This is a genomic window from Arthrobacter globiformis (genome assembly GCF_046536215.2).
GTDB classification, from domain to species: Bacteria; Actinomycetota; Actinomycetes; order Actinomycetales; family Micrococcaceae; genus Arthrobacter; species Arthrobacter globiformis_E.
This window is the reverse complement of record NZ_CM143421.1, coordinates 2,375,551-2,397,894: the sequence shown is the minus strand read 5'-3', so window position 1 is coordinate 2,397,894 and position 22,344 is coordinate 2,375,551. Positions and strand designations below refer to the sequence as shown.

Here is a 22,344-nt window from a genome sequence, read left to right as displayed (position 1 = left end):
GTCAGCATGCCAATTGCAACCCCAGAGATTTATGCCGACATGATCGACCGCGCCAAGAAGGGCGGCTTCGCGTTCCCGGCGGTCAACGTCACGTCTTCCCAGACCCTGAATGCTGCCCTGCGCGGTTTCGCTGAGGCCGAGTCTGACGGCATTGTGCAGGTTTCCACCGGTGGTGCGGCGTACTGGTCCGGTGCCTCGACGAAGGACATGGTTGCCGGGTCGCTGGGCTTCGCCGCGTTCGCCCGTGAGGTGGCGAAGAACTACAACGTGAACATCGCGCTGCACACCGACCACTGCCCCAAGGACAAGCTGGACGGTTTCGTGCTGCCGCTGCTGGCCGCCTCCGAGGCCGAGGTCAAGGCCGGCCGGAACCCGCTGTTCAACTCGCACATGTGGGACGGTTCGGCCGAGACGCTGCAGGAGAACCTGCGGATCGCCCGTGAGCTGCTGGCCCGCACGGCCGCAGCCAAGATCATCCTCGAGGTCGAGATCGGCACGGTCGGCGGCGAAGAAGACGGCGTCGAGCACGAGATCAACGAAAAGCTCTACACCACGGTGGAAGACGCGCTGGCCACGATCGATGCCCTGGGCGCCGGGGAGAACGGCCGGTACATCACCGCTTTGACGTTCGGTAACGTGCACGGTGTGTACAAGCCGGGCGGGGTGAAGCTGCGTCCGGAGATCCTGAAGGACATCCAGGCCCAGGTGGGTGCGAAGATCGGCAAGGAGAACCCGTTTGACCTGGTGTTCCACGGCGGGTCGGGGTCATCTGACCAGGAGATCGCGGACGCTGTCTCGTACGGCACGATCAAGATGAACATCGACACGGACACGCAGTACGCGTACACGCGTCCGGTGGCGGACCACATGTTCCGCAATTACGACGGCGTGCTGAAGGTTGACGGCGAGGTGGGCAACAAGAAGACCTACGACCCCCGCGTCTGGGGCGCCTCCGCCGAAGCCGGCCTCGCCGCCCGTGTTGTTGAGGCAACCCAGCAGCTCGGCTCCGCAGGCAAGACCTTCTAGTCATGTCCGACGAGTTCCGCAAGAATCTGCTGGGCCCCGAGCCCACGCTCCTGCCCGCCGAGACCGAGGTGTACCAGCACCTCGCGCTCGGCGCTGAGGCGCTGGACCTCGTGGAAAAGCACCCGACGTCGTCGCTGTTGTGGGCCGTGCTGGCAGAGGAGGCGTGGGCGGAAGGCCGCACCATCGATTCCTACGCCTACGCGCGGGTCGGCTACCACCGTGGCCTTGACTCGCTCCGGCGCAACGGCTGGCGTGGCGTGGGGCCCATCCCGTGGGAGCACGAGCCCAACCGCGGCTTCCTGCGGGCGCTGTACTCGCTGGGCCGCGCCTCAGCCGCCATCAACGAGGCGGAGGAGCCCGAGCGCATCGAGAAGTTCCTCAACGACTCGGACCCGGCAGCCAAGGCAGCCATCGAGGCCAAGCAGCACACCTCCCCACCGCGTTCCTAGCTTCGCTCCGCTCAACCAGGGAACCCTCCGCGGCGGAGGCCCCATTAACGACGGCGGGCGGTCACCTTCTTGAGGAAGGTGGCCGCCCGCCGCTGCTTGACCTTGTTCTGCTTGGTCGGACCGCTGGTTGAGCCAGTTGAAACCTGACGGTCGTCTTTGCTAGCTGGCCTTCTGCAGGCCGGTGCGGGCCATGGCGTCGGCGTAGGCAACGTGCATCTCGTCGAGGTACTGCTTCTGCCGCTCGGGGGTGCCGGCGAAGGAGCGGCCGCTCAGCGAACGGACCTTGTAGGTCTTCAGGCCGCGGCGCCACAGCAGCGGAACTTCGGTCTTGAGCAGCAGGCCGGCGAGGCGGTTGGCCTCGGTGCCGTGGGCCACGATGACCGAGGCGCGGGGGACCAGGGCCAGGACCTTGAGCAGCGGCTTCAGGCCGGCCTGGATCTGGTCGGGGGTGAACTTGCCGTTCGGTTCGCCCGGCGTGTGCCACGGGTGCACGTTCCACGGCATGATGTACTCCGGCCGCAGGCCCAGCTTCCACTGGAGGCCCAGCATGCGGGTGGCTGCGTCGTCGTCGCCCGGCATGATGAAGCCGGTGGGCGATGCCGTGCCGATGTTGGAGAAGAGGCTGATGATGCGGCATTCCTCGACGTCGTGTGCGGGATCGACGTACGGCACCTGGGTGCCCGGCTTGGCGCTCTGCAGCGTATCGCAGAGCTCATTGACAGCGGCAACATTGGGCTCGTAACGGCGCCTCAGAAGCTGTTCATGGAAGGATTCGGTAGCCAGGGCGGTCATATGGTGCTGTGTCTCCTGCAGGTGGGTCGCTCCGCCGCGCCGCAGGGCCGGCACGCCGCAGGCATGCCGAATGCGGCGTGGTGTGAAATGAGGTGGACCGGTACCTGACCGGTCCTTCCCAGTTTAGCAAGGCGTCCGAACCATGAGGCCCCGCCCCCGCGCGTCGCCGTGGCGGAGTCGCGCGGGGAAGGGCCTGCAGGGCAGCAAATGAGGGCTAAATCACTTCCAGAGCCGTTTGGTGGCGAGGCGCGCGCCCTCTCCGAGAGCCTCGAGTTTGGCGACGGCGATCTGCGGGTGGACGCGGCCGCCGAGGCCGCAGTCAGTGGAGGCGATCACCCTCTCGCGTCCGACGAGCCTGGCGAAGCGTTCGATCCGGTCTGCCACCAGTTCCGGATGTTCCACGACGTTGGTGGCGTGCGAGACCACACCCGGGATGATGACCTTGCCCTCGGGGAGCGTGGTGTCTTCCCACACGCGCCATTCGTGCTCGTGCCGGACATTGGCTGCCTCGAACGAGTAGCCGCCGGCATTGATCTGCAGGACGGGGCCGATGATGTCGGCAAACGGGATGTCAGTGGTGTGGGGGCCGTGCCAGGATCCCCAGCAGACATGCAGCCGAATCTGCTCTTCCGGCAGGTCGCGGAGGGCCCAGTTGGTGGCCTCGACCCGGAGCTGGATGAAGTTGAGGTAGTCCTCGAGGCTGGGTTCCGGGTTGATCTGGTCCCAGCTCTCCGCCAGCGACGGGTCATCGAGCTGGACGGTCAGCCCGGCGTCGATGATTGCCTTGTATTCCTCCCGCATGGCGTCGGCACAGGCGTAGACGAGTTCCTCTTCGGTCTTGTAATACTCATTGGTTACCCGGGCGCAGGAGCCGGGGGACAGCGACGCGACGAACCCCTCGGTGAGGCCGGCCGCCTGCAGGCCGGTCTTGAGGTTGGTGACGTCCGAGGCCACGAGGTCCTGCCCTGTGTAGGTCAGCGGGCCGGCGATCTTGGGCTGTGCCACGCTCTTGCGGTGGGCGAGGATCCCGGAGGAGGGATCGTTGTACGCGTCTTTGAACTTTTGCCTGTCCCGGCGGTCCGGGAACGAGGTCAGGACGATGTTTCCCGGCGTGGACCGGTGCACCGCGGCGTCGGCCCACCGGTCCACATTGGTGGGCTCGAGGCCACCCAGCCGTGCGAACGAGTAGTTCCACCAGGCGCCGTAGTCCACGGTGTTGGACATGGCGTGTCCATATTCGCCGTCGTTGGGAATGTCGATGCCCAGGTCCTTTTGGCGCCGGACGATGTCCACCACTGAGGTTTCCAGCAGGTCCAGGAACTCCGGCGTGATGCCGTCGGCTTCCTTGGCTGCGTTGGCGGCGATGAGCTCAGGGGTGCGGGGAAGTGATCCGGCATGGGTGACGCGGATGTGGTCGGTGTTCAGAGACAAGGCGTGGGTTCCTTTCCATCGGTCCTGGCGGTAGCACCTTTACGGACGGCAGGCGCACGGGCGTCGCCAACCGGTGGCAAGGTTGCTGCGGCGTCAGCGATCCAGGTCTCTCGGCCGCTCGGGATGGTTCACTATCACTTAAGTCCGCGCAGAGAGTGAGTGGCAAATCGCAGTCGGAATGTGTCGACTGGTGGCGGCTGATTCGGCCGCGAACCGGGGTTCGTCGAGAGCGCCTCAAAACGTTTAACTTGACTTTGACCTGCGCAAATGATCAGTTGAAGCTATCGGTTTTTTGGGGGAAACACCGATGCTCCCCCATACCTGCAGCCGATTTTTATCGCTCGGTACACATCTAAATTTGGGGGAAATAATGGTTGCATCAACCGGCGCTGAGCCGCGCGCAAAAGCTACGAAAGTCCGGGCCATTCTGGCGGCCGGACTTGTCCTGGGAGTCGGCGCGGCCTTCACGCTCGCCGCCTGGACCGACAATGAATGGGTTTTCGGCCAAAGCGGCAACGGCGGCGGCCCGGGAACGAAGACGTACCACATGCAGCAAAACACCTGGACTGGGACTGGAGGGGCAGCAGTCTGGGGTGACAAGGACGCGGCGCCCGGTGGGGCTCTCACGTTCAGCGTCAATGCCGACAACCTGGTGCCGGGCAGTACTGTCTACGCTCCCATGCAGCTGCGCGCGGCGGCCGGTTCTGAGGCGCTGGTAGCCCGACTGACGCAGGCTGTGCAGTCCACTCCCATCGACGCTGTGACCAACTCCTCGGTTCTCTACTCCGAGCTAAGGTACGAGGCGAAGCAGAATGTGGACAAGGCGCTGTGCAACGCCACGGGCTTCGCGGCTGTCGGAACCAATATCGTTCCTGCAGGATCCCCGCTGGGCACCATTTCCGAACCCGGAGTGGCGAACAACATTGTTCTCCCGGCGGCGGGCGACACCGTGACGGACGGTGCCGCCGTCGATATCTGCTTTGCGCTCACGCTCCCGTCCAGCGCCACAGATACTCTTCAAGGGCTGAAGACAGTTCCGCTCTGGAAGTTCACGAGCACCGTCGGCTCGTAGCCACTGGCCATGCCGGAAGTAATTGCCGGGCAAGGTTCTCCGTCCCGTGCGGCCTCGGCGCCGCGCGGGACGGCGGTCCCGCCGGTCCTGTTGCGCCTCCTCAAAATCGTCCGTGAAGTTGCCTTGACACTGGTGGCCGCTCTGGGGCTGGCGTGCATTCTGGCTCTGATCCTCGGGTTCGTCTTCAAAGCGTCCTTCGTGGTCTTCCGGACAGGTTCCATGGAGCCCCAATATCCGGTGGGCGCTTTGTCCCTGACAGTCCAAGTCGAGGCGGCAGACCTGGTGCCGGGCGACGTCGTATCCGTGAAGCGTGAGGACTCGAGCGTTCTGATCACCCACCGCGTGGTTTCCGTGACACCGCCAGAATCGGCGGGGGCAAGAACATCGCTGACTCTCAAGGGCGATGCGAACAGCTCCCAGGATCCCTTGCCCTACGAAGTCGCCACGGCCCAGAAAGTGCTGGTGACAGCGCCGGTGCTCGGCTCGTGGCTTATGACGGTGCGCGGCCCGGGATTCATTGCCGGAGCCACACTTGCGCTGGCCGTGCTGGTCCTCTGGGCGCACTGGCCTAAACGCCAGACGCGGCAGGGAACCTAATGCATCAGGGCACCTAATGCATCAGGGCACCGGCTGCTTAGGGAGGAGGTGAAGGGAATGCGCGGAATCAGGAGGGGCCTTGGGGTGTGGGGGACCAGACTCGTATTAACGCTGACGGTTGTAGGGGCCGGCGTCGGTACTGCGGTTGCGGCCGAAGACTTGGTTCCGGTGCCCGAGACCGGGGCTCCGGGTTTGCTGTCTCTCTCGTCCTCTGTCTATCCCCTGACGCTGCCCGTCCTTGAGCCGGACGAGTCCTTCAGTTGGCAGATCGGCCTGACAATGACGGAACCGACGGCAGCGTCCGTGCTGCAGGTGACCGCGGCCGGGGAAATCGCAGGAACTGACAGGTACGTGGTCGCGGTGGAGGAGTGTGCTGTGCAGTGGGAGGGAATCAGCGGACTCAACCGAAGCCTGAGCTGTCCGTCTGGCGCCATCTCCAGGATTCCATCCACGACACTGGCCGCGCTTCGACAGGATGTCCAGGTTCCGCTCAGCGACCTTCGCGCAGGGACGACGTCCTTTCTGCGGTTTACCCTTGCCCGGCCCGCCGGCTCTGCAGGATCTGGCGACACTTCACTGACGCTGGGGATTGGTGTGAGCGCCATGGGGGAGTCCGCCGGGGGCGAGGGCTTTCCAGATCCAGACCCGTCGCCGGGGCCAGGCCAATCGCCGGAGCCAACCCAACCACAAGGGCCGGACCAATCGCCGGCGCCGGGCCAGTCGGGGACTGCGAGCCCGCCGATGGACACCAGCCGCGTAGACACGAGCCCGCCGATGGACACCAGCCGCGTAGACACGAACCCGCCGGTAGGCACCAGCCCGGGTGGCACCAGCCGGGGAGACGCCGGGCTGGGTGACACCGGCGCTGCCATCCTGCCGGCGCTCTTCGCCGGCGGGGCACTGGTGCTGCTTGGCGCCGCCGTTGTTGCCGCCTTCCGCGGTTCGCGTGCTTCCACGAGGACCACCCCGTGAGGGCCAGACTGAAACGGGCAGCCCGGAGCGTCGTGGATCGGCCGCGGCATTCGCTGCTGGTGGCCTCCATTGCGGCCATCTCGCTGGCCGCCGGGACGACCATCACCAGCGCCGCCTGGACCGACGACGAATGGATACACAGCGGCGTCGGCGTCGGCGCACCCGGCGACTGCACCACCAATAGTCTGTTCACCAGCCAGTCCTGGGCGCGCCAGCTGAGCGGGACCGTCCTGAACATGAGTCTGGACTCCATCGCGGGCGTTAAGGGACTCACCGTGACGAACAACGGAACCACGGCGTCGCCGATGCCCGTTACCGCTACTCCGGTGCCCGGCACCACCGACACCTTCATCAGCAAGCTGCCCGTCACTGTCCTGGACGGCACTGCTGTTGAAGCGGGCCTGGGGCTCGGTGTCCCCGTTGGTGCGGCCGGCAGCTACACCCAGTGGGCGCAGGCACGGAAGAGCGGGCAATCGCACGGCGCCTCCGGCCTGGTCTCTGACCAGTCGGGCGCAACTGACGTGGGTGGAACCGCAAACGGTGCCGCCGCGGCGCCGAAAGCAGCAAGCATCTCCCTGGGGAACATCGTCCCCGCCTCGCTGGCCGGTGTAACGCTCGACGTCGGCGCCGTCGCCTCGTCTGCCACGCTGGACAGGTGCGCGATGACCAACGGCTGGCCAACGCTGGATCCCACCCCTGCCGTCGAGCGTGACTACGGCATCGCCGGCCTGGACCTGAACGCCAAGGTGCCCGCCGTCGAAGCCGTTGCCCAGCCTGCGAACGCGGTCCTGAACGAGCTGCCGACCGTGCTGGACGACCTGGAGAGCGACCTCATCCAATCCTTGACCAGCGGGGTCGAGGACGTCCTCGACACGCTCGGACTAGTGACCACAACGACAAAAGCAACCCTTGGCGGGCTGGATCTTGAGCCGGTTCAAGACCTGCTGCAGAAACCGCAGTCCCACGGTGCCGTCACCATCACGATGAATACAGGTGAGGTAAGCGTAGACCTGACCAAACTGCCGGGCGGCGGGTCGATCAGCAAAGGGCTTGCACCCAACAGTCCAGTGATCCTCACCGCTGAGTCCATTGCGGAAGTGGAGAAGGATGTCGACCTGCTGACCCGGCGCATCGCGACGCAGTTACAGGCAGCACTGGACGCCGTGACACTCGACGCCACTGTCACGGCGGACGTGCGCGTGCCCCTCACAGGAATCACCCTGGGCAGCACAGAGATCAGCATCAAAGGAACCCTCGGGCAGTTTCGGGCTGGAACTGCGCCGCCACCGACCATCAAGACGGTTGGACTGAACCTCACTCCTTTGCTTTCGTCCCTGACGGCGGCGCTCGTTGGCGCAGTGGCCAACACAGTGCTTGCACCCACGAATGTGATCGCGTCCAACCTGCAGGCCGCATTGGATCCCCTGACAGTGACCGCCGAGAACGCCGTCGGATCCGTCCTCAACGCCGTCAGCACCGTCGTCGCCATAAACGTGAACGTCCAGCCCGACCAGCCCTGGCCGGGCACCAAACCCGCGGACGTCGCTGCGGCTGCCGGAGAGTACAAGGTCTCCGCGGTGAGAGTCGGGCTGATCGACAACGCAGGGCTACTCAGCCTGTCCCTCGGGAATTCCTCGGCCGGCCCTGTGGCGCTGCGTGTCCCGTGAGAGTGCCGCGACACGGGAGAAACCGGTGCAATCCGCTAAACTTGGGTGGTAAGAGCCCCGGGGCCGATGCGTCGCTGGTTCCTGCAGAGGAACAGCGAAAGCCGGTCCACTCGGGGCATTCTCATGAACGGCGCCGCAGAGGTTTTCCATTTCGGTGGAAAAACCTGGGCGGCCCGAACGAATGGGGGAGGATCCCATGCCAGCAATCGTGATCGTCGGAGCCCAGTGGGGCGACGAAGGAAAAGGTAAGGCCACCGACCTGCTTGGCGGCCGCGTCGACTACGTGGTGAAGCCGAACGGCGGCAACAACGCCGGGCACACCGTCGTCGTAGGCGGTGAGAAGTATGAGCTCAAGCTCCTTCCGGCCGGCATCCTCAGCCCCAACGCCGTGCCCATTATCGGCAACGGCTGCGTCGTCAACCTCGAGGCGCTGTTCCAGGAGATCGACGGCCTCGAGGCCCGCGGCGCGGACACCTCGAAGCTGCGCGTTTCCGCCAACGCCCACCTCGTCGCTCCGTACCACCAGGTGCTGGACAAGGTCACCGAACGCTTCCTCGGCAGCCGCGCCATCGGCACCACCGGCCGCGGCATCGGGCCCACCTACATGGACAAGGTTGCCCGCCTCGGCATCCGCGTCCAGGACGTCTTCGACGAGTCCATCCTGCGCCAGAAGGTGGAAGGCTCGCTGCGCCAGAAGAACGAGCTTCTGGTTAAGATCTACAACCGCCGCAGCATCGAGGTGGAAGAAGTGGTCAACTACTTCCTCTCCTTCGCCGAGCGCCTGCGCCCCCTGGTCATCGACAGCACCCTCGTGCTGAACGCCGCCCTGGACGAGGGCAAGGTGGTCCTCATGGAGGGCGGCCAGGCCACGTTCCTGGACGTCGACCACGGCACCTACCCGTTCGTCACCTCCTCGAACCCCACTGCGGGCGGCGCCTCGGTGGGCTCGGGCATCGGACCCACCCGCATCTCGCGGTCCATCGGCATCATCAAGGCGTACACCACCCGCGTCGGCGCAGGCCCGTTCCCCACGGAGCTCTTCGACGAGATGGGCATGTACCTGCAGAAGACCGGCGGCGAATTCGGCGTCAACACCGGACGCCCGCGCCGCTGCGGCTGGTACGACGCCGTCCTGGCCCGCCACGCCTCCCGCGTGAACGGCTTCACCGACTACTTCGTCACCAAGCTGGACGTCCTCACCGGCATTGAACAGATCCCGGTGTGCGTGGCCTACGACGTTGACGGCGTCCGGCACGACGAGATGCCCATGACGCAGACGGAATTCCACCACGCGAAGCCGATCTTCGAGTACTTCGAAGGCTGGACCGAGGACATCACCGGCGCCCGGACGCTGGCTGACCTGCCCGAGAACGCCCGCAACTACGTGCTGGCCCTTGAGAAGCTGTCCGGCACGCGCTTCTCCGCGATCGGCGTCGGCCCGGACCGCGACCAGACCATCGTGGTCAACGACCTGATCAACGACTGACGCGTGGGGACGACGGCGGCGGGTCACCTTACGGTGGCCCGCCGCCGTCGTGCTTTTTCGCACCTGAACATCCCAGCTGAAAAAAGTTTCCGGGACCGCGTAACCTCCCGGGCCGTCCCGACGATTACGTATATGTAAGCGCCGGGACGGAGGTTGTCCCCCATCGGCCTCCGTCCCGGCCTTCAATCAACCAAAGGACTTTTTTCTGATGAAGAGTGTTAGCAAGACCACCAAGATTGCTGTTGCAGCCGCCATCGTTGCCGTTGGAGGTTTCTCCAGCATCGGACTGGCCAACGCCGCCCAGGTTTCCAGCTCGCAGCATGCAGAGGTGACTCCCGCTACGCCCGCCACCCCGGCCGTTCCCGCCACCCCCGAGGTCCCGACGGTTCCCGCCGTTCCGGCCACGCCGGCCACGCCGACGGTTCCCGCCGCTCCGGCCGCCAAGGCCAAGGCCGCCGGCGAAGCTGCAGACGCCGCCGACGCCGCAGTGGAAGCTGACAAGGACAATGCCGCCGCGAACGCCAACGTCTCCGCCGGGGACAAGGCTGCCGGCGCCAACGTGACCGCAGCAATCCCCGCCACCCCCGCTGTTCCCGGCGGCGCCGGCGTACCGGCCACCCCGGCCGTTCCCGCCACCCCGGCAGTGCCGAATGTTGCTGACCACGTGGCCAAGCCGGCCGCTCCGTCCGTCGCCGGCGGCGCAGACGTCAAGGCTGACGCTGCCGCGGACCTGCCCGCCGGCAAGTAGTCCACAGCACGCGAAACAGGGCGTTCCCCGAATAGGGGCGTGAGGTGTGCGGCGGTTAGGCTTAACCGCCGCACACCTGCAGTAAAGGGAAGGACTGTTCCTTGGCAGCTCAGCTGACCGACGACGAATTGTCAGCAGCCCTGTCTGGCGACCCTTCCGGCTTTAGCGCCGTTTACAGCACCATTTCCCCCGCCGTCCTGGGTTATTTCCGGGCCCGCGGAGTGGACGACGCCGAAGCCCTCACGCAGGATGTCTTTGTCGACGTCCTGCCCAAGCTCAGCAATGTCAGGGGCGGCCACTCCGGCCTGCGGACCTTCATCTTCTCCGTGGCGCACGCCCGGCTCGTGGATTACCGCCGCCGGTCCGCGAGGACACCGCACTTCACCGAATTCGACCCGCTCACGGATGACCGGCTGTCGAGTTCCGCCGAGGACGAGGTCCTCGGTTCACTGGGCGGCATGTCCTCTGTGCTGGCCATGCTCAACGAGGACCAGCGGGAAGTGCTGGTCCTGCGGATCGTCGCGGACCTTTCGGTAGAACAGGTGGCCGGCATCATGGACAAGACCCCCGGGGCCATCAAACAGCTCCAGCGCCGCGGTCTCATCGCCCTGCGCGAACTCGTCAAGGAAAAGGACCCCGCAGCATCATGAGTGTCACGCCGGCAGGCCGCGAAGAAGGAGCGATCCAGGCGATCCTCCTGGATTCCGGGCTCGAAGACGACGCCGATCTCCGCAGGTCCCTCGAAGAACTGCGCTGGCTCGGCCAGGAACCCGCACCGCAGCCGCGTGCCGATCTTGCCGCGCTGCTCGCCCACGGGGCAACCGCAGCGGACGCACCCACCCAACCGATGCGACGCGCCTCAACACCGGACGTCGCCAGCCTGGAACTGCACCGCCGCAACCGGCAGCGGCGCATGGGCTTCGTGGTGGGCGCGGCCGTGGTTGGTGCCATGGGGCTTGGCGCGGGCGCCGTCGCGGCCTCCAGCGAAGACTTCCGCAACAGCGTCGGCCATACCGTGGTCCGGATCTTCCAGCCGACCAGCGAGACCACGGCGCCAGCGCCGGTGCCCACGTCGCCCGCCGACATTCCGGCGGCTCCGGCGCCGACTGTTGCCGCACCCAAGCCAACGGCCACGGAAACGGCTGCACCGCCGTCGTCACCCGCGACGCCCGCCCAGACGGAACCGTCTTCCTCGAACGGCTCATCGAATGCCGCACCGGCGAATGGTTCCTCCCGCGGCCCTGTGAAGACCCAGCCGCCGGGCCGCCCCAGCCAGCTGCCCACGGTCCCCGGAACGGGCGTCGCGCCGAAGCTTCCGTCCAAGCCGCTGCCGGCTGTGCCAACCCTGCCCGGCGGCATGCCGACGGTCCCGGCCAAGCCGGTCCCCGGCACGCCCTAAGGACGCGGCACCCCCAAGGCGGAGCTGCTGGAGTTTTTGTGCACTTATTGGCCGCAAACGGCCCTCGAAGTCGCGATACGTGGACAAAAACTCCTCGACAGAGGCGCCTGCTCAGCGGGGCTTACGGGCCTCGAAAAAAGTTTTTGAAAAAGTTTTGGAATCGGCGTAACCCTTTGGGGTTCCCCGTCGATTACCAAAGTGGGTGCCGGGCTGGAACTTGTCCCCCATCAGATTCCAGCCCGGCATTTTTCATGCCTTCGGCCTGCCTGGCCTATTGCGGGCGTGCAGCTAGGCCAGGACCTGGCGCTTCGAGGAGATCACTCCCGTATCGAACCCGGCCAGGTGGAGCCCGCCGTGGAAGCGTGCGTGCTCGATCTTCACGCAGCGGTCCATCACCACGGAGAGCCCCGCGCCTTCGGCATCCCGGGCAACGCCTTCGTGCCACGAGCCGAGCTGCAGCCACAGCGTCTTGGCACCCGCGGCGACGGCCTCGTCCAGCACACCCGGCAGGTCATCGTGTTTGCGGAACACGTCCACGATATCCGGGCTATCCGGCAGGTCCGCCAGCGAGGCGTAGGTCGGCTGGCCGAGGATCTCCTTGACCACCGGGTTAACGAAGTACACCTTGTAGCGCGTCGACGACTGCAGGTAGGTGGCCACGAAGTAGCTTGCGCGCGACGGCTTGTCCGAGGCGCCCACGATGGCGATCGACTTCGCCTCACGCAGCAGGTTCAGACGCTCCGGCGCCGAGGGGCCGGCCCAGGTCCGTTCAGTGGTGCTCATGCCCGTGCTCCGATCGTGCAGGAATCAGCAGGTTCTTCGAGGACGACGGCGTCATCCGCCGTCGCGCTCTGCGCTTCGGTCAGCGCCTGGTCCAGGTCCCACAGGATGTCCGCCAGGTCTTCCAGGCCAACCGAGATGCGGACCAGGTCTTCCGGCACACCGGCGGACGCAAGCTGTTCATCGCTGAGCTGCTGGTGCGTCGTGGACCCGGGATGGATCACCAGGGTCCTGGCGTCGCCCACATTCGCCAGGTGCGAGGCCAGCTGCAGGGACTCGATGAACTTCTGGCCGGCGGCGCGGCCCCCCTTCACGCCGAAGGAGAACACGGAGCCCGGCCCCAGCGGCAGGTACTTCTTCGCCCGTTCGAAGTGCGGGTGGGACGGCAGCCCGGAGAAGTTCACGTAGGCCACGCGCGGGTCGGCCTCGAGCCATTCGGCCACGGCCTGCGCGTTCTTCAGGTGCTCGTCGAGGCGCTGGGGGAGGGTTTCCACGCCCTGCAGCAGCTGGAACGCGGCCAGCGGGGTCAGCGCCGGGCCGATGTCACGCAGCTGCTCGCAGCGCAGCTTGGTGAGGAAGCCGTACTCGCCGAAGTTGCCCCACCAGGAGACGTTGCCGTAGGAGGTCACCGGTTCGGTCATGGTGGGGAACTTGCCGTTGCCCCAGTTGAACCGGCCGCTCTCCACGATCACGCCGCCCAGGGTGGTGCCGTGGCCGCCGATGAACTTCGTGGCGGAGTGGATCACGATGTCCGCGCCGTGTTCGATCGGCCGCACGAGGTATGGCGTGCTCAAGGTGGCGTCGACGACGAGGGGGATGCCGGCGTCGTGCGCCACCTTGGCCAGGGCCGCAAGGTCCTGGACTTCCGACGACGGGTTGGCCACCACTTCGACGAAGATCGCCTTGGTGTTCTCCCGGACGGCGGCCGCATAGTCGGCGGGGTCGGTGCCGGGAACGAAGGTGGTGTCCACGCCGAAGCGGCGCAGGGTCACGTCGAGCTGGGTGACCGTGCCGCCGTAGAGCTGAGACGCGGCGACGATGTGGTCACCGGCCTGGGTGAGGGCGGCGAAGGTGATGAACTCCGCAGCCATGCCCGATGACGTCGCTACAGCTCCGATGCCGCCCTCCAGCGAGCCGATGCGCTCCTCGAACGCGGCCACGGTCGGGTTGCCGATGCGGGAGTAGATGTTGCCGTACTTCTGCAGGGCGAAGAGGTTGGCGGCGTCCTGGGTGTCCTTGAAGACGAACGACGTCGACTGGTAGATGGGCACCGCGCGGGCGCCGTGCTCGGCGTCGGGCGTGCCGCCTGCATGCAGGGCGCGGGTGCGGAACCCGAACTTGCGGTCAGCCATTAGACAGCCGCCGCCTCAGCTGCAACCGGAACCTCGGACAAATCCAGCTCGGTGCCGTGCTTCCTGGCCAGGTCGGCCTCGAGTTCACGGACGATCGGCAGGACGTCGCTGCCGAACGCGGCGATTTCCTCCTGGAAGTGCAGGTAGCCGGTCAGGAAGAGGTTCACGCCGATCTTCTTGTACTCGACGATGCGCTCCGCGATCTGCTCCGGCGTGCCGATCAGCTGGGTCTTGAAGCCGTCGTTGTACTGGACCAGGTCCTCGAACGTGGAGTCCGCCCACATGCCCTTGCCGTCCTTGGTGGACGGGCCGGCTTCCTGCACGGCGTCCCGGAATCCCTGGACGGCCGGCTTGTGCGCCTTCTCCACGATCTCGCGGAGGGTGTCGCGGGCTTCCTTCTCGGAGTCGCGGGCGATGACGAAGCCGTTGAGGCCAAACCGTGGGGCGTCCAGCCGGCCCTCGGTGCCGCGTTTTGTTTCACTGGAAGCGGCGACCACGCCGGCGATGTTCTCCTTGAAACCCTCAAGGTCCTTGCCGTTGGAGAAGTACCAGTCGGCGACGCGGCCCGCGGTGGCCTGGGCCGCCGTCGAGTTTCCGCCGAAGAAAATTTCCGGGTGCGCGCGGCCCGGAACGTCCACGGGGGCGGGGTTCAGGGTGAAATCGGTGATGTTGTAGTACTTGCCGGCCTGGCTGAACTCCTTCTCGGTCCACAGTCCGCGCAGCACCTTGATGAATTCCTCGGTACGGACGTAGCGCTCGTCGTGCTCCAGCCATTCGAGGCCGAAGTTGGTGAACTCGTTCTTGAGCCAGCCCGAGACGATGTTGACGGCGGCGCGGCCGTTGGAGATGTGGTCGGCGGTGATGATGTACTTGGCCAGCACGCCCGGGTGCCACATGCCCGGGTGGACGGCGGCGATCACCTTGAGCCGTTCGGTGGCGGCCAGCAGGGCAAGGCTGAAGGACGTCGCCTCGTGCTGCTTGTCTGCCCCGTATGAGGCGGCGTACCGGGTCTGGGTCAGGGCATACTCGAAGCCGGATTCCTCGGCGATGCGGGCCAGCTTCTTGTTGTAGTCGAAGTCCCAGCTGGTGCGCTGCTCGATGGTGGAGACCACCAGGCCGCCGGACACGTTCGGCACCCAGTAGGCAAACTTCAGCGGTTCGGAAAGACGGGCTACGTTGCTGATGTCGTTCATGATCGTTCCTTTACTTCTGCTCGGAGTTGGGGTTTCCGGGGACAGCGGCAGCGCGGCGGCGCAGCGCATCCTGGATGCCGGCGATTGCCGGTTCGTTCTGGAGTGAGGTGGTGTCGCCCAGCGCAGTTCCCTCAAAGAGCTGGGTCAGCAGGCGGCGCATGATCTTGCCGCTGCGGGTCTTGGGCACGTCCGGGACAACGACGACGTCGCGCGGCTTGGCGATCGGGCCGATCTCCTTGGCCACGTGGTTCCGGAGCTCGTTGGCCACTTCTCCGGATACGCCGCCCTTAAGGACAACAAACGCGACGACGGCGTGCCCCGTCTTGGGGTCCGCCACCGGACAGACACCGGCCTCCACCACGTCCGGGTGGGTGACAAGGGCGGACTCGATCTCGATCGTCGAGAGCAGGTGGCCTGAGACGTTGAGCGTGTCGTCCACCCGCCCCAGGATCCAGATGTCGCCGTCGTCGTCGTATTTGGCGCCGTCGCCGGCGAGGAACCAGCCCTGCTCCGCATACTGGCTCCAGTAGGAGTCGAAGTAGCGGCGAGGGTTGCCCCAGACGGTGCGGGCGATGGCCGGACCGGGCTGGTCCACGACGATGAAGCCCTGCACTCCGGGGGCGGTGCGGTTCCCGGCCTCGTCCACCACGCGGGTGCTGACGCCGGGGAGCGGGCGGGCAGCGCAGCCCGGCTTGAATTCGGTGTCCGTGGGGGCGGGGGACATGATGGTGGCCCCCGTCTCGGACTGCCACCAGGTGTCCACCATGGGCGCGGTACCTGCCCCGAGGTTGTCGCGGAGCCAGCGCCACGCCTCCGGGTTGACGGCCTCGCCCACGGTGCCCAGCAGCCGGATGGAGGAGAAGTCGTAGCTGTCCGGCACGCCGTCGGGGAACCAGCCCATGAGAGAGCGGACCAGGGTGGGCGCCGTGTAGTACTGCGTGACGCCGTAGCGCTCGATGATCTCAAAGTGCCGGCCGGGATGCGGGGTGTTGGGCGTGCCCTCGAAGATCACCTGGGTGACGCCGTTCGAGAGCGGGCCGTAGATCTCGTAGGTGTGGGCGGTGACCCAGGCGAGGTCGGCGGTGCACCAGTGCACGTCCTGGTCCCGGAGCGCGGGATCCGGGTTGCTGAACAGGTACTCGAAGCTCCACGACGCCTGGGTGAGGTAGCCGCCGGAGGTGTGCACCAGTCCCTTGGGCTTACCCGTGGTCCCGGAGGTGTACATGATGAACAGGGGAGTTTCGGCGTCGAACGCCTCGGGCTCGTGGACATCGGAGGCGGGCCCGACGACGTCGTGCCACCAGACGTCGCGGCCTGCTGTCATGTTCACCGTGTGCAGTCGGTCGGGGGCGGTGGTGCGGTTGATGACCAGGACGCGCTCGATCGCATTGTCCCCGGCGACGGCCGCATCAGCGTTGTCCTTAACCGGCACTGCGACGCCGCGGCGGAACTGGCCATCGGTGGTCACCAGCAGCTTCGCGCCGGTGCCCTCGACCCGGAACCGGAGCGCCTCGGCGGAGAAACCGCCGAACACCAGGGAGTGGACCGCACCGATCCGCGCCACGGCGAGGGTGATGATGACCGTTTCCGGGATCACGGGCAGGTAGATGACCACGCGGTCGCCCTTGGTGATGCCGAGGGACAGCAGTGCGTTGGCTGCCTTGGCCACCTCCCGCTGCAGTTCGGCGTAGGTGACGGTGCGGCGGTCGCCCGGTTCGCCCTCGAAGAAGAGCGCCACCTTGTCCCCGCGTCCGGCGGCGACGTGCCGGTCCACGCAGTTGTACGCGACGTTCAGCCTGCCGCCGTCGAACCACTTGATCTCGGGCCCGCGGCCGGCTTCGACGTCGGCGGGCAGCCAGCTGTGCGCCGTGCGCCATGGTTTTTGGCCAGGTTTCTGGCTGCCCGGAAGCTCGGCCCAGTCCAGCCGGAGGGCCTGTTCCTCCCAGAAGGCCACATTGCCGGGGTCGACAATGGAGGTGGTGCCGCTGTGACGCGCCGGCCCGTCGGTGGGGACGCCGTGCACTGCGCCGTCCGGTGGCTCGGTCGAGGACCATCCCGAAGAGCCGGTAGAGGAGCCGGGCGCGTCACGCAGCCCTGCTTCGTCCGCCGTCGCGTCCGAAGTGGATTGTGGGGTTACCTCGGACGGAATCCGGGCAAGGGTGGGCAGGGCAAAAGTATTTTCTGGGGTCATTACAGCACTCCATCGGTCCTGGCAGTAGCACCCCTAGCCCTCCGCCGGGACGGAAGAACAGTGACGTGGGAATGGTCGTCTCACGTCACCCGGGGTTGCTGCGGCTTCATCGATCCAGGTCTCTCGGCCGCTCGGGATGGTCATTACCTACTAGAGCCGAGATGCAGGATTTCTCAAAATCGGCGTCCTCGGGGATGTAATATTCGTTCATCGCTCGTTCCGGGCCGATACGGCGTCCATATATTCGGAAAAGACCGCCAAATCACCGCAGGAGTAGAGTTGAAGCATGGCTCACGAAAACGATCCGGCGGTTATCGACCGACTCATGCGAACGAAGGGCACCTGGGCCATCGTCGGCCTGACCCGGAATGAGTGGCGCTCGGCCTACGACGTCTCGCTGTACGTCCGCGACCGCATGGGCATGGAGATCATCCCGGTAAACCTCCCGGGCGACGACGTGCACGGGGAGAAGGGCTACCGCTCCCTCGCCGAGATCCCGGCGGCAAAGCACCCGATCGACGTCGTGGACTGCTTCGTCAATTCGCAGAAAGTGGGCCCGGTCATCGACCAGGCCATCGCGGTGGGCGCCAAGGCGGTGTGGCTGCAGCTTGGCGTGTTCGACGACGCCGCCGTCGAGCGTGCCAAGGCCGCCGGGCTGGACGTCGTGGTCAACTCATGCCCTGCCCGCGAAGGATGGCGCGTGGGAATTTAGCCTGTTCAGGGCTTCATCAGCTCCGGGTAGTGACGCTCGGTGACATCCGGGTGGGCACGCATCCGGCCCTTGAGCATGTTCAGGCCGAACGAGGCGAGCATCGGGTTGGACGGATCGTCGGAGATGCCCCGCGCCCCCGCCTTCAGTTCTGCCGGCAACGGTACTGGCTCGATGACAGCGTCCAGCCGCGGAGACCAGAAGAACGGCACCGAGTAACGGTCCACGCCGGGCGGCGGGGCTTTGACCCGGTGGATGGTGGCTGCCAGGTAACCCTCGGTGGCCACTTCGAGCATTTCGCCCAGGTTCACCACCAGCGCCTCAGGGATGGGCTCCACCGGTGCCCATGCACTCGCGCCCGGCGGCAGCACTTCAAGCCCGCCCACCTCATCCTGGAGGAGGAGGGTGACAAACCCGTAGTCCGCGTGGGAGCCTACGCCCTGGTCGCCTGCCGCTTCCACCACTCCGCCGACGTAATGGACCAGCTTGCCCATCCAGGCAGGAGTATCCTTGAACGGTTCCTCGAAATAGTCCTCCGGCTGGCGAAGGGACACGGCGATGGCCCGCATGAGTTCGGCCCCCACCTCGGACATGAGCTCGGCCCAGGCCATGGCCGCCTGCTTCAGTTCCGGCATCGACTCATCCGGCCAGAGGTTGCGCCCTTGGAGGAGCCAGTACGGCTGCTCGGGCGGAAAATCCTTCACCGGCTCACGGTCGGGTGAGTAATCGATCTGCTCACGCGCATCCGCCCTGCCCTGCGTGACCTCCGTGCCCATCCGGGTGTAGCCACGGAAATGCGGGGAGAGCCGGTTATCCAGCTTCATCCGTTCTTCGAGGGGCAGGTCGAAGAAGCCCTTGATCGTTGCCAGCAGCTCCTTGGCCTGGCCGGGGGCGCCGCCGTAGCCGATGACCTGGAAGAACCCGACGCGGTGGGTGGCATCGCGGAGTTCCTCAATGAATTCCGGACTGAACGAGCCGTCGGCCCGGCGTGCGGAACTGAGATCCAGTACAGGTATGGTCTCCTGGACAGCTGCCATCTTCGCAGACTAGCACCGCCCGGAAAGGGTTTGTAGGCTCGCTGCATGGATCCCGCCGAACTGAGAAAAATCTGCCTGTCGTTTCCCGGAGCCTTCGAGGATTTCCCGTTCGGCCCCGAAACGTCGGTGTTCAAGGTCCGGGCCGCAGTGTCAGGCGGGGCGCGGCACGAGGCGAAGATGTTCGCGCTGTCCGCCATGGATCCTGGGAACTGGTCGGTGAGCCTCAAATGTGAGCCTGCGCTGGCGGAACAGTTGCGGGCCGTGCATCCGGAGATCACCGGGGCGTGGCACATGAACAAGACGCACTGGAACGGCGTCCGGCTGGACGGGGCCTTGCCCGACGACATGGTCCGGGACATGGTGGAGGACTCCTACGACCTGGTGGTTGCGTCGCTGAGCCGGAAACAGCGGGAGCAGCTTGGCTGGGCCCGGCAGGTGGGCAATGGCTGAAAAGCGCCTGGCACGCGGAGCCCTCAACTATGCGGAGATCGGTGCCACTGAACACGGCGGGGCTCCGGCGGGCTACCGCCACGCGGCATCCCGCACCTATCTCGGCGAGGGCGCTGACGTGTACCGGAGGGTGGCCCAGGGGATTCTGGCCTGGGAACTGCAGCGGCGGTCCGGCCTGCGGGTCCGGACCGAGTCCGGCGTCGTTGTTCCCGGCGCGCGCGTGGTGAGCGGATTCGGCGTCGGGCCCTTCCGCCTCAACGTTCCCTGTGAGGTGGTGTGGGTGCACCGTCCCGTTCCGGGCGGCGGACCGCAGTCCGCGGGTTTCGGCTACGGTTCCCTGCCGGGCCATCCGGTGCGCGGCGAGGAGAAGTTTGAGGTGGAGATCGACGCCCAGGGCCGGGTCTACCTCACCGTCACGTCGTTCAGCCGGCCGTCCAACTGGTTCTATGCAGCGGGCGGCGCGCTGGCCCGCCGGGCGCAGCGCCTCATGACTTCCCGGTACATTGAAGGTGCACGCCAACTCGCCGCAGGTGAAAGCTGATCAGGAGAGGTACATGCTGGACCAGAAGAGCCTTGACCTTTTGTGGAACTTCGAGGATCCGAAGCTGTCCGAGCAACGCTTCCGGGACGCGCTCGCCGACCCCCGGTACGACGCCGACGAACGCGCCGAGCTCACCACGCAGCTGGGGCGCGCCATGGGGCTCCAGGGCCGCTTTGAAGAGGCCGACGCACTGCTCGACGCGATCGACGGGGACGAGCCGACGGTAGGTGTCCGCATCCTGCTGGAACGCGGCCGCGTCCTGAACTCGAGCGGGCACGCGGCCATGGCGGTGCCGCTGTTTGAGCAGGCGGCCGAGCTCAGCGACCATCTTGGCGAGGAGTTCCTCGCGGTGGACGCGCTGCACATGCTGGCCATCGCCGATTCCGCCCACGCGGAGCTCTGGACCCGCAGCGCGCTGGAGTACGCTTCCACGGTCCACGACGAGCGGACCAAGCGCTGGATGGTGGCGCTGCACAACAACCTGGGCTGGACCCTGCACGGAGCGGGCCGGCTAACCGAGGCGCTCGTCGAGTTCCAGCTGGCCGAGCAGTGGGCCGAACGCGTCGGAACCCCGGCCCAGCAGAAGTACGCCCGCGAGGCGATCGAGGAATGCGAGCAGGCGCTGGCCGCCCACTGACCCAATCAAACCAACGGAAGGAATCCCGTGATATTCATCGTCGTCAAGTTCAAGGTCAAGCCGGACTGGTCCGACAAGTGGCTCGGCCTCGTGGCGGACTTCACCGAGGCCACCCGCCAGGAGCCGGGCAACCTGTGGTTCGACTGGTCCCGCAGCGTGGATGACCCCAACGAGTTCGTCCTGGTCGAAGCGTTCAAGGACGATGCCGCCGGCGACCACGTCAACAGCGCCCACTTCAAGAAGGCCATGGCGGACATGCCGCAGGCCCTCGCCGAGACCCCGCGCATCATCAGCCGCCAGCTCGACGGCGAAGGCTGGGACACGATGGGCGAACTCACCATCTGAGCGCCGTCGCTAGCATTAACGGCATGTGGATCGGCTGGATCGAGTTCGACATCCTCCTCGGCGACGTGCATAGCCTCAAGGAGAAGCGGTCCGTCGTGCGGCCGCTGCTGGCCGAAGTGAAACGCCGCTATGAGGTCTCGGTGGCCGAGGTGGGGGACCACAGCCAGTACCGCCGCGCGAGGATCGGCGCCGGCCTGGTGGCCGCGGACCGCGCGCACCTCGTGGAGGTGCTCACCGCCGTCGAACGCTTTGTGGCCTACCGTCCCGAACTGGAGCTGCTCAGCGCCCGGCAGCGGGAGATCCACAGTGAGGACTAACGCCCTAACTGAGCATCCATCGAGTGCTCCGTAAACGCCTTTTTGGCCGCCCAGAAGGGCATTTACGGAGCACTCGATGGAGGCTGTGGATAACGTCAGCGGCACCCGAGTCCTTTCTGTTCTTATGTAGCCATGAAGACCGCACGCCCTTTGCCGAACAAATTCCAGGACAGGCCCTTCACCGTTGGTGAGGCCGGCCGCGTGGGCATTACTTCGAAGCGCCTCCGGCACCGCTCGCTTACCGCGATGGGCAGGGGCATCCGGGCAGAATGCCCGACGGCGGAACTCGCCTTGAGCGTCAGGGTGCGGCCCTTCATCGAGGTCAATGAGCGATGCGCCGCATCGCACCTCACCGCGGCGGAGCTCCTCAACCTGCCGCGACGACGGCAGAAAGGGGCATCCGAGATGTACGACATCATCAGGCCGGAGGGGGCAGCCCATCTAAACCGGCCCCACGTCATCGTGCACAGGATGAAGCTCTACGACGACGAAGTCACGGTTCTCGACGGGATCCCCGTCACAACGCCGGAACGCACCTGGCTGGACATGGCGGAAATGCTGAGCGTGGACGAACTCGTGGCCATGGGCGACAGTTGTGTGCGTGTCCCGCGTCCGGAATTGGAGGGCCGGGACCAGCCGCTATGCGGAGTGGCGGACCTTCAGCGCATGATCGACAGGCACAAGGGCAAACGGGGGCTCCGAAAAGCGAAGGAGGCCATCAGGCTTATCCGGGTGGGCTCGGACTCACCGCAGGAGACTCTGCTCCGGCTGGCGATCGTGCGTGCGGGACTTCCGGAGCCTGCACTGAACGTGCCGATATTTTCTGAAGACGGCAGGCGCCATCATGAGCCGGTACTGTCGTACCGGCAGTACCGCATAGGCATTGAGTATGAAGGGGAGCATCACGGCGATGGGCTGCAGATCGAGCGGGACATCGCGCGGTCGGAACGGTACTCCGCTCTGGGCTGGACGGAAGTCCGCATCTCCAGGCGCCACATGCTCAATGATGGCAAGGAGGCCGTCGCCAAGGTCCGCAGTGCGCTGGTTCAGGCCGGCTGGCGGCCAGGCCGTTAAAAACGAGTGCTCCGTAACTGTCCTTCTGACGGGTCAAAAGGACAGTTACGGAGCAATCGATGCTGGGCCCACGCCGGCC

At 66.1% G+C, this 22,344-nt stretch carries 24 protein-coding genes; 17 read left to right on the top strand and 7 right to left on the bottom strand.

The annotated features are described in order from the left end of the window. Nucleotides 1-6: 6 nt before the first annotated feature. Both fbaA and R5O87_RS10675 read left to right on the top strand, forming a co-directional pair. Nucleotides 7-1,026 (top strand): class II fructose-bisphosphate aldolase, encoded by a 1,020-nt coding sequence (gene fbaA / locus R5O87_RS10680; protein WP_410557669.1) that lies wholly within the window; start codon nt 7-9, stop codon nt 1,024-1,026. A 2-nt stretch (nt 1,027-1,028) separates the two neighbouring features. Further along, the gene (locus R5O87_RS10675) at nt 1,029-1,475 is read left to right on the top strand and encodes a DUF3151 domain-containing protein (RefSeq protein WP_410557670.1); all 447 of its coding nucleotides are present in this window, start codon (nt 1,029-1,031) and stop codon (nt 1,473-1,475) included. Between the two features lie 159 nt (nt 1,476-1,634). Here R5O87_RS10675 and R5O87_RS10670 read toward each other — a convergent pair whose 3' ends face one another. Further along, a complete protein-coding gene (locus R5O87_RS10670; protein WP_410557671.1) occupies nt 1,635-2,267 on the bottom strand; it encodes a uracil-DNA glycosylase family protein in 633 nt (210 codons plus the stop codon). A gap of 219 nt (nt 2,268-2,486) precedes the next feature. Beyond that, nucleotides 2,487-3,698 (bottom strand): cobalamin-independent methionine synthase II family protein, encoded by a 1,212-nt coding sequence (locus R5O87_RS10665; protein WP_410557672.1) that lies wholly within the window; start codon nt 3,696-3,698, stop codon nt 2,487-2,489. A gap of 370 nt (nt 3,699-4,068) precedes the next feature. On the opposite strand from R5O87_RS10665, the gene R5O87_RS10660 reads away from it, so the two are divergent. The 8 genes from R5O87_RS10660 (at nt 4,069) to R5O87_RS10625 (ending at nt 11,639) form a co-directional block, all read left to right on the top strand. Beyond that, nucleotides 4,069-4,770 (top strand): SipW-dependent-type signal peptide-containing protein, encoded by a 702-nt coding sequence (locus R5O87_RS10660; protein WP_410557673.1) that lies wholly within the window; start codon nt 4,069-4,071, stop codon nt 4,768-4,770. A 9-nt stretch (nt 4,771-4,779) separates the two neighbouring features. Beyond that, complete coding sequence (locus tag R5O87_RS10655) at nt 4,780-5,367, top strand: signal peptidase I (RefSeq protein WP_410557674.1); 588 nt, start codon at nt 4,780-4,782, stop codon at nt 5,365-5,367. 774 nt (nt 5,368-6,141) lie between these two features. Beyond that, on the top strand, nt 6,142-6,339 hold the full coding sequence (locus tag R5O87_RS10650; protein ID WP_410557675.1) for a hypothetical protein: 198 nt from the start codon (nt 6,142-6,144) through the stop codon (nt 6,337-6,339). Next, nucleotides 6,336-8,006: a choice-of-anchor G family protein gene (locus tag R5O87_RS10645; protein ID WP_410557676.1), complete on the top strand. Its 1,671-nt coding sequence runs from the start codon at nt 6,336-6,338 to the stop codon at nt 8,004-8,006. Before R5O87_RS10650 ends, R5O87_RS10645 begins: the two co-directional genes overlap by 4 nt. Before the next feature lie 196 nt (nt 8,007-8,202). Continuing rightward, complete coding sequence (locus R5O87_RS10640; RefSeq protein WP_410557678.1) at nt 8,203-9,492, top strand: adenylosuccinate synthase; 1,290 nt, start codon at nt 8,203-8,205, stop codon at nt 9,490-9,492. 208 nt (nt 9,493-9,700) lie between these two features. Continuing rightward, on the top strand, nt 9,701-10,240 hold the full coding sequence (locus tag R5O87_RS10635; RefSeq protein WP_410557680.1) for a hypothetical protein: 540 nt from the start codon (nt 9,701-9,703) through the stop codon (nt 10,238-10,240). A 101-nt stretch (nt 10,241-10,341) separates the two neighbouring features. Continuing rightward, nucleotides 10,342-10,890 carry an RNA polymerase sigma factor gene (locus R5O87_RS10630; protein ID WP_410557682.1) on the top strand — a complete coding sequence of 183 codons (549 nt, stop codon included), beginning with the start codon at nt 10,342-10,344 and terminating at the stop codon, nt 10,888-10,890. Further along, nucleotides 10,887-11,639 carry a hypothetical protein gene (locus tag R5O87_RS10625; protein WP_410557683.1) on the top strand — a complete coding sequence of 251 codons (753 nt, stop codon included), beginning with the start codon at nt 10,887-10,889 and terminating at the stop codon, nt 11,637-11,639. Before R5O87_RS10630 ends, R5O87_RS10625 begins: the two co-directional genes overlap by 4 nt. 288 nt (nt 11,640-11,927) lie before the next feature. Here the strand turns inward: R5O87_RS10625 and R5O87_RS10620 are convergent, their stop codons facing one another. Genes R5O87_RS10620 through acs form a run of 4 tightly spaced genes read right to left on the bottom strand, consistent with a single transcriptional unit; the run spans nt 11,928 to nt 17,155 of the window. After that, nucleotides 11,928-12,422 (bottom strand): CoA-binding protein, encoded by a 495-nt coding sequence (locus tag R5O87_RS10620; protein ID WP_410557684.1) that lies wholly within the window; start codon nt 12,420-12,422, stop codon nt 11,928-11,930. Next, the gene (locus tag R5O87_RS10615; RefSeq protein WP_410557685.1) at nt 12,419-13,771 is read right to left on the bottom strand and encodes an O-acetylhomoserine aminocarboxypropyltransferase/cysteine synthase family protein; all 1,353 of its coding nucleotides are present in this window, start codon (nt 13,769-13,771) and stop codon (nt 12,419-12,421) included. The genes R5O87_RS10620 and R5O87_RS10615 overlap by 4 nt, the downstream gene beginning before the upstream one ends. Further along, a complete protein-coding gene (gene sfnG, locus R5O87_RS10610) occupies nt 13,771-14,964 on the bottom strand; it encodes a dimethylsulfone monooxygenase SfnG (protein WP_410557687.1) in 1,194 nt (397 codons plus the stop codon). The genes R5O87_RS10615 and sfnG overlap by 1 nt, the downstream gene beginning before the upstream one ends. A gap of 10 nt (nt 14,965-14,974) precedes the next feature. Then, on the bottom strand, nt 14,975-17,155 hold the full coding sequence (gene acs, locus R5O87_RS10605; RefSeq protein WP_410557688.1) for an acetate--CoA ligase: 2,181 nt from the start codon (nt 17,153-17,155) through the stop codon (nt 14,975-14,977). A 286-nt stretch (nt 17,156-17,441) separates the two neighbouring features. Here acs and R5O87_RS10600 point away from each other — a divergent pair, with 286 nt between their 5' ends. Beyond that, the gene (locus tag R5O87_RS10600; RefSeq protein WP_387095579.1) at nt 17,442-17,867 is read left to right on the top strand and encodes a CoA-binding protein; all 426 of its coding nucleotides are present in this window, start codon (nt 17,442-17,444) and stop codon (nt 17,865-17,867) included. Nucleotides 17,868-17,872: 5 nt separating this feature from the next. Here the strand turns inward: R5O87_RS10600 and R5O87_RS10595 are convergent, their stop codons facing one another. Next, nucleotides 17,873-18,901, bottom strand: a complete 1,029-nt coding sequence (locus R5O87_RS10595; protein WP_410557690.1) for an isopenicillin N synthase family dioxygenase — start codon at nt 18,899-18,901, stop codon at nt 17,873-17,875. Nucleotides 18,902-18,946: 45 nt separating this feature from the next. Between R5O87_RS10595 and R5O87_RS10590 the strand changes: the two genes are divergently transcribed. The 6 genes from R5O87_RS10590 (at nt 18,947) to R5O87_RS10565 (ending at nt 22,265) form a co-directional block, all read left to right on the top strand. Next, nucleotides 18,947-19,351, top strand: a complete 405-nt coding sequence (locus R5O87_RS10590; protein ID WP_410557691.1) for an MmcQ/YjbR family DNA-binding protein — start codon at nt 18,947-18,949, stop codon at nt 19,349-19,351. After that, complete coding sequence (locus tag R5O87_RS10585; protein ID WP_410557693.1) at nt 19,344-19,892, top strand: DUF1990 family protein; 549 nt, start codon at nt 19,344-19,346, stop codon at nt 19,890-19,892. Before R5O87_RS10590 ends, R5O87_RS10585 begins: the two co-directional genes overlap by 8 nt. Nucleotides 19,893-19,905: 13 nt before the next feature. Continuing rightward, nucleotides 19,906-20,529, top strand: a complete 624-nt coding sequence (locus R5O87_RS10580) for a tetratricopeptide repeat protein (protein ID WP_410557694.1) — start codon at nt 19,906-19,908, stop codon at nt 20,527-20,529. Nucleotides 20,530-20,556: 27 nt separating this feature from the next. Next, nucleotides 20,557-20,874 carry a putative quinol monooxygenase gene (locus tag R5O87_RS10575; RefSeq protein WP_410557695.1) on the top strand — a complete coding sequence of 106 codons (318 nt, stop codon included), beginning with the start codon at nt 20,557-20,559 and terminating at the stop codon, nt 20,872-20,874. 23 nt (nt 20,875-20,897) lie between these two features. Continuing rightward, nucleotides 20,898-21,191, top strand: coding sequence for a DUF503 domain-containing protein (locus R5O87_RS10570; protein WP_410557696.1), 294 nt, complete (start codon nt 20,898-20,900; stop codon nt 21,189-21,191). A 201-nt stretch (nt 21,192-21,392) separates the two neighbouring features. After that, nucleotides 21,393-22,265, top strand: coding sequence for an endonuclease domain-containing protein (locus R5O87_RS10565; protein ID WP_410557697.1), 873 nt, complete (start codon nt 21,393-21,395; stop codon nt 22,263-22,265). The last annotated feature ends 79 nt before the right edge of the window (nt 22,266-22,344 follow it).